At 72.9% G+C, this 6315-nt stretch carries 5 protein-coding genes and 1 pseudogene; 4 read left to right on the top strand and 2 right to left on the bottom strand.

The genetic code is table 11. The annotated features are described in order from the left end of the window. Positions 1 to 110 precede the first annotated feature (110 nt). Entirely contained in the window at positions 111 to 1064 is a 954-nt protein-coding gene (locus ACZ5CW_RS41105; protein WP_468610939.1) for an AraC family transcriptional regulator, read from the bottom strand. Between the two features lie 133 nt (positions 1065 to 1197). Here ACZ5CW_RS41105 and ACZ5CW_RS41100 point away from each other — a divergent pair, with 133 nt between their 5' ends. Continuing rightward, positions 1198 to 1545, top strand: a complete 348-nt coding sequence (locus ACZ5CW_RS41100; protein WP_468610937.1) for an ANTAR domain-containing protein — start codon at positions 1198 to 1200, stop codon at positions 1543 to 1545. A 15-nt stretch (positions 1546 to 1560) separates the two neighbouring features. Here the strand turns inward: ACZ5CW_RS41100 and ACZ5CW_RS41095 are convergent. Then, positions 1561 to 2417: pseudogene (locus ACZ5CW_RS41095) on the bottom strand (M20/M25/M40 family metallo-hydrolase); the annotation flags it as partial. 126 nt (positions 2418 to 2543) lie between these two features. Between ACZ5CW_RS41095 and ACZ5CW_RS41090 the strand changes: the two are divergent. The 3 genes from ACZ5CW_RS41090 (at position 2544) to ACZ5CW_RS41080 (ending at position 6153) form a co-directional block, all read left to right on the top strand. Further along, the gene (locus tag ACZ5CW_RS41090) at positions 2544 to 3032 is read left to right on the top strand and encodes an Orn/Lys/Arg family decarboxylase (RefSeq protein ID WP_468610935.1); all 489 of its coding nucleotides are present in this window, start codon (positions 2544 to 2546) and stop codon (positions 3030 to 3032) included. 426 nt (positions 3033 to 3458) lie between these two features. Beyond that, positions 3459 to 5738, top strand: a complete 2280-nt coding sequence (locus ACZ5CW_RS41085; RefSeq protein ID WP_468610933.1) for a catalase — start codon at positions 3459 to 3461, stop codon at positions 5736 to 5738. 178 nt (positions 5739 to 5916) lie between these two features. Beyond that, positions 5917 to 6153, top strand: coding sequence for a chaplin (locus ACZ5CW_RS41080; RefSeq protein ID WP_468610931.1), 237 nt, complete (start codon positions 5917 to 5919; stop codon positions 6151 to 6153). Positions 6154 to 6315 lie beyond the last annotated feature (162 nt).

Here is a 6315-nt window from a genome sequence, read left to right as displayed (position 1 = left end):
CCTCACCCCACCCCCCCCCCCCCCTGCTTCCCCTCCCTCCCCCCCCCCCCCCCCCCCCCCCGACCCCCCCCCCCCCCCCCCCCCCCCCCCCCACCCCGTTTCGCGCTGCCTCAGCCGTCGGCCAGGGTCTCGTGCGGGGCCCGCCGGTGGGTGCGGCGGTACAGGGCCGCGAAGCGGCCCGGGTGGTGGAAGCCCCAGCGGGCCGCGATCTCCGTGACCGTGGCCCCGGTGCCGGCATCGGCGGCCACCAGGTCGTGGTGGGCGTGCGCGAGCCGTACCCGACGCAGATGCGCGAGCGGTGTCGTGTCCAGGTGCCGGCGGAAGGCGTACTGCAGGGCGCGGACCGTCACATGGGCCGCCGCGGCGATATCGGCGATCGTGACGGGCTGGTCGGCGTGGTCGTCGATGTAGGCGAGCGCGCGCCGCAGCACCGCCGGGTGCGCATCATTGCGGTCGGCCGCGGTCGGCTCCGGCAGCGCCGTGTTCGGGAACGCGGCCAGGACGCTCGCCGCCAGGTGCTGGGCCGCCGTGGCGGCGACGAGCGGCTGGTCCGCGATCTCCGGATCGGACAGCACCGCGTCGCGCAGATGGGCGATGGTGCGGGCGAGGTGGCGGGCCGCGGCCGCCGAACGCGGCCGGTGACCGGTCAGCCGCACCGGCCGCGAGCCGTCCGGGCCGGCGGCAACCTGCGCGAGCAGCGCGGGATCCAGCATCGTGATGTTGTACCGGGCGTTGCAGATCCGGCCCGAGTACGGCAGGTCCGGCGGGGCGAACAGCACGACGTCGCCCGGCCCGAAGGCGTCCTCGACGCCCTGGAAGCCGTGGTCCCGCACGGATCCCTCGTGGACGACGCACAGGCAGATCCTGCCCAGCGGCGTCACCGAGTAGCTCATCTCGAAGTCCAGCGTGAGCTCGTCGACGCTCACCGAGGAGATGGCGGCACGCCGGATCCGCGCCTGGTTCGAGCCGGGCGTGCCGCTGCCTATACGCATCCTGGCGTAGGCACGGCTGAGGAATTCCTCCGTGACGTCCAGGTCGTCGCTGTCGAAGGTGAGCGTCTCCATGGTCCCCGGCTGCCCCCGAAGCCCTCCGTCATGTGCCCGCTCATCAGGGACGTTTCGTATTCTGTACGTCAGCCCGCCAAAGTGTTCGCCTGCCGGCTGGTCCTGCCGCGATGCGCTGTGCAGGGTGAACGACATGATCGGAAACGACGAGCAGGCGGACCGGCTCAGGGAACTCCAGGAAGAGGTGGCCCAGCTGCGGCGGGCCGTGAGTTCGCACGCGCTCGTCGACCAGGCGATCGGCGTGGTCATCACGGTCGGAGGCCTCAGCCCCGAACAGGGCTGGGAGGTCCTCAAACACGTCTCGCAGCACACCAACGTCAAACTGCGGGAGGTGGCCCGCTGCCTGGTGCGGTGGCCGTCCTGCGGCCGGCTGCCCGAGGCCGTCCGACGGGCGCTGACCGCCGCGGTGAGGCAAGCACGGGAGAACGACGCCGGCCGCGGGAAGGACGAGCCGGAGGTGCCGTGCGGCCGGCTGGGCTGAAGGGCGACCCCGCCGTCAGCCCGCGGTGCGGCGCAGGTCCCCCCACGCCCGGCGGCGCAGATCCGCGTCCCGCAACACGTCCACGCCCGTACGGGCCAGCGCCTCCACCACGGACAGGAGGACACCGCGGCCGCGCCCGGAGGCCGCCGCCTCGGCGAACTCCGGTGTGTGATCGGAGCCCTCGCACCCGTGATCGAGACGAAGGGGTGGATGGCGGGCACCCGGCCGCTGACGTTTCCGAGGTCGGACGAGCCCAGGGCCGTACCGGTCGCCAGGGCGACCCCCTCGGCGGCCGTGCGCGGCTGTGCCGCCAGGTCGTCCAGGGCGGCGGTGGTCAGCGCGCGCAGCCCGAAGCGGCCCTCCGCGTACTCGGGGACGATGTTCGTGGCCGTGCCGCCCTGGGTGATGATGCCCTGCACATGGGAGGCCTGCGGCAGCCGCCGGCCGAGTGCCGGCACGACGTTGGACAGCTCGATCAGCGCCGCCGGCGCGTCGATGCCCTCGGTCGGATCTCCCGTCGGATGCGCGGCCCGGCCCCGGAATGCGACCCGGGACTGCTCCTGCGCGGTCAGCGGCGCCCGCACCCAGTCGTACACTCCGGGATGGAACATCAGGGCGGCGTCCACGTCGTCGAAGATGCCGGCCTCCACCTCGAGAGCCTTGCCGCTGCCGCCCTCCTCGGCGGGCGTACCCACCGCCGGCACCGTTCCCTCGCTCCCGTCCAGCAGGGCGTCCGTGACCAGGGCGGCCCCCAGCCCCGCCGCCGCGATCAGGTTGTGCCCGCAGGCGTGTCCACGTGCTCGCCATGAACGGTCTGGACGACCGCCGCCAGTCCCAGGGGGTGCTGCGGCAGGCGCAGGAACTGATGGCCGACGCGGTCGGCGCCGAACGCGCGTTCTTCTCGACGTGCGGGTGCCACTCCTTCGGCGTACCGCTCATCGTGGACGAGGCGTGGGGCGCCCATCTGCCCTTCCACCCGGATCTGCCCGCCTGGGGGCATGGACGCCGACGCCGACTGTCACCAGCGTCCACAAGATGGGCGGCGCCATCGAACAGAGTTCGGTCCTCTACCTCCAGCACGCCCCGACACCTGCCGGATCAGCGCCTCCATCACCCACTCCGACGACGACCGGACCGAGAAGCTCCTCGTGGAGTCGGTGCGCTCGCTCGTGGAGCGTGCCGACTCCGTCGAACGCCGGCCGGCCGTCCGGCCGCCCGAGCCCGGCGCGCTCGAACTGGAACAGGCGGTCCTGCCCCGCGACGCCTTCTTCGCGTCCGCCGAGCAGGTGCCCGCCGAACAAGCCGTCGGGCGGATCGCCGCCGAGACGATCAGCCCCTGTCCACCGGGCGTGCCGGTCGTCGCGCCGGGCGAGGTGATCACGGCGGAGATCGTCGACTACCTGCGCAGCGGCGTCGAGCACGGCTTCCTCATCGGGGACTCGGCGGACCCCACCCTGAAGACCCTGCGGGTCGTGGCACGCGCATGACCCGCCGATCCCGAACTGCGGGGGCGCGGACCAGCGCATAGGGTGGCCACGGCGGGCCGGCCGATGGCCGCCCGCTCCCGGGTCAAGAAGCCGGCCCTCCTGACGAAGGCACCCTCGGCAGGGAGCCCTTGGCCCTGTCCGGCGGTCCCCGGGCCCGGACCAGTGCGTCCGGCGGGCCTGCCGTCCCGGCAACTCGATGAGAGACGGCCCGACTTCACCCCGATCGGGAGATCCCTCGCGATTCCCGGTTTCGGACGCCCCGGCCCGGGGACCTCGGTACGGGAGCCGCGCCGACCCCTTGCCCCGTGTCGCACCTGATGTTGCTGAAGCTGTCGGCCGCATGCCCCGGGCGTGGCCACCACGCGTCGCACACCCCACCTCGCCCGTGCCGGGCCCGCCCCCGTGACCAGCGAAGGAATCAAACTGATGAGCGAGACCAATCCCCTCAAGCGAGCGGCGGACAAGGTGGCGGGTGCCCTGCACGGTGACGGCACAGGCCCCGAGGAGGGCATCCCCGGAAAGCCGGGTCCCGAGTCGCCGTCGGTCGCCGAACCGACCGAGGCCCGTGAGCCGCTGCCCCCCAAGCCCGACCAGAGCGGCCCGGACACCGTCTCGCCGACCGGGCAGCCGACCGGCGCCGAGCAGGCACGGATGGCGCAGAGCGGCAGCTATCTCACCAACGCCCAGGGCACCCGGCTGTACGACACCGACCACTCGCTCAAGGCGGGACCCCGCGGCCCGGTGCTCCTCCAGGACCACCATCTGCGGGAAAAGGTCATGCACTTCGACCATGAACGCATCCCCGAGCGCGTGGTCCACGCCCGCGGCGCCGGAGCGCACGGTGTGTTCCGCAGCTACGGCACGGCGGCGAAGGTGACGAAGGCGGCCTTCCTCGCCGAGGATGTCGAGACACCCGTCTTCGTGCGCTTCTCCACCGTGCTGGGCTCCCGCGGCTCCTCCGACACCGTCCGCGACACCCGGGGCTTCGCGACCAAGTTCTACACCAGCGAGGGCGTCTTCGACCTGGTCGGCAACAACATCCCGGTCTTCTTCATCCAGGACGCGATCAAGTTCCCGGACGTCATCCACGCCGGCAAACCGCACCCGGACCGGGAGATCCCGCAGGCCCAGAGCGCACACGACACCTTCTGGGACTTCGTCACCCTGCACACCGAGGCCACCCACCACACCCTGTGGAACATGTCCGACCGGGCCATCCCGCGCTCCTTCCGGACGATGGAGGGCTTCGGCGTCCACACCTTCCGCCTGGTCGACGCCGCCGGAGCGACGACCCTGGTGAAGTTCCACTGGAAGCCGAAGCTGGGTGTGCACTCCCTGGTGTGGGAGGAGGCGCAGATCGTCAACGGCGTCGACCCCGACTTCCACCGCCGGGACCTCGCCGACGCCATCGAGGCGGGCGCGTACCCGGAGTGGGAGTTCGGCATCCAGACCTTCCCCGACACCCCCGAGCAGACCTTCGAGGGCATCGACCTGCTGGACCCGACGAACATCGTCCCCGAGGAACTGGCCCCCGTGCAGCCGCTCGGACTGCTCACCCTCGACCGCAATCCGTCGAACTTCTTCGCCGAGACCGAGCAGGTCGCCTTCCACCCCGGTCACCTCGTCCCCGGTATCGACATCACCGACGACCCGCTGCTCGCCGGGCGGCTCTTCTCCTACCTGGACACCCAGATCACCCGTCTGGCCGGGCCCAACTTCGCGCAGATCCCGATCAACCGGCCGCACGCGCCGGTCAACGACATGCTGCGCGACGGCTTCCACCAGACGGCCGTCCACCGGGGGGTGGCCCCCTACCGGCCCAACTCCCTCGACGGCGGCTGCCCGTTCGTCGCGGGTGCCGACATGGGCGCCTACGTCGAGACTCCCGTACGCGTGCCGGAGGCCACCAAGGTCCGCGAGGCGCCCGAGACGTTCGACGACCACTTCAGCCAGCCGCGCCGGTTCTGGCTCAGCATGAGCCCGGTGGAGCGCGAGCACATCATCGGCGCCTACACCTTCGAACTCGGCAAGTGCTACGAACGGGCCATCCGTGAAAGGGCGTTGTCGGTGCTGGCGAACATCGACCCGGAGCTGTGCGAGGGCGTCGCCGCCGGCCTCGGCCTGCCCGCCCCCGAGCCCACCGTGCCACTGGCCGACGTCCGGCCGAGCCCCGCCCTCTCCCAGGTCGGCCACACCTGGCCCACCGACGGCCGGGTCATCGGCATCGTCACCGGCCCCGACGGCGACCTCGACGGCGTGCGAGCCGTGCGCCAGGAGGTGCTGGACAGCGGCATGGTCCCCCTCGTCGTCGCCCCGGTCGGCGGCACCCTCGGCAACGACTCGGACGCCCTGACCGTCCAGCGGACCTACGCCACCGCACGCTCCGTCGAGTTCGACGCCCTGCTGGTGGCCGGTACACCCGGAGTGGGCGCCGACGCCTTCGGCGCCCGCGACGCCAAGGCCGGCCTGCCCGCGACCCAGCAGGCCACCCCCGACCCCCGGGTCGGACTGCTGCTGGCGGAGGCGTTCCGGCACGGCAAGGCCATCGGCGCGGCCAAGGGCGGCGAGACCGCGCTGGAGGCGGCCGGTATTCCGCTCGACGCCCCGGGTGTGGTCGTCGGCGACGGCGCCACGAGCGTGCTGCAGCAGCTCACGCAGCTGCTCGGCGCCCACCGGGTCTGGGAACGCTTCCCGTCCGCAGCCTGACCGGCTCGCACAGCGCGGAGGGCCGGACCGCCTCGGCGGTCCGGCCCTCAGCTGTCCCGGCACAGCGGGGGGCACGCACCGGGCGGCAGCCATACGGAGCAGTTGAAGAGGCGAACGGCGCGTGGGGCGTCTGTGATGGAAGCGTCCCTACGTCAACCAGTGAGGCAAGTTCATGGGTATGCGCAGTATCGCCACAACGGCCGTCATGGCAGGTTTCCTTGCGCTCGGAGGCACGGCGACCGCCCACGCGGCCGACCCGAACCCGACGACGGCTGCCGCCATCGACAGCCCGGGTGTCGCCTCGGGGAACGTCGTCCAGGTACCGGTCTACCTCGGGCTCAACCTGTGCGGGAACAGCGTGAACATCATCGGGCTGCTGAACCCGACCGGAGGCAACGCCTGCGCCGGCCAGTGACGCGAGCCGTGGGGGGGGGGGGGGGGGGGGGGGGGGGGGGGGGGGGGGGGTTGGGGGGGGGGGGGGGGGGGGGGGGGGGGGGGGGGGGGGGGGGGGGGGGGGGGGGGGGGGGGGGGGAGGGGGGGGGGGGGGGAGAGGTAGTGGGGGGAAGGGGGGGGGGGA

The sequence above is a fragment of the Streptomyces sp. NPDC031379 genome, from assembly GCF_055569615.1.
The sequence above is the reverse complement of the archived record's forward strand: the minus strand, read 5'-3'. Positions and strand labels throughout refer to the sequence as shown.

Bases quoted from the DNA above. Each gene is read 5' to 3' on its own strand.
- ACZ5CW_RS41105 (WP_468610939.1), bottom strand. From the start codon at position 1,064: ATGGAGACGCTCACCTTCGACAGCGACGACCTGGACGTCACGGAGGAA.
- ACZ5CW_RS41100 (WP_468610937.1), top strand. From the start codon at position 1,198: ATGATCGGAAACGACGAGCAGGCGGACCGGCTCAGGGAACTCCAGGAA.
- ACZ5CW_RS41090 (WP_468610935.1), top strand. From the start codon at position 2,544: ATGGACGCCGACGCCGACTGTCACCAGCGTCCACAAGATGGGCGGCGC.
- ACZ5CW_RS41085 (WP_468610933.1), top strand. From the start codon at position 3,459: ATGAGCGAGACCAATCCCCTCAAGCGAGCGGCGGACAAGGTGGCGGGT.
- ACZ5CW_RS41080 (WP_468610931.1), top strand. From the start codon at position 5,917: ATGCGCAGTATCGCCACAACGGCCGTCATGGCAGGTTTCCTTGCGCTC.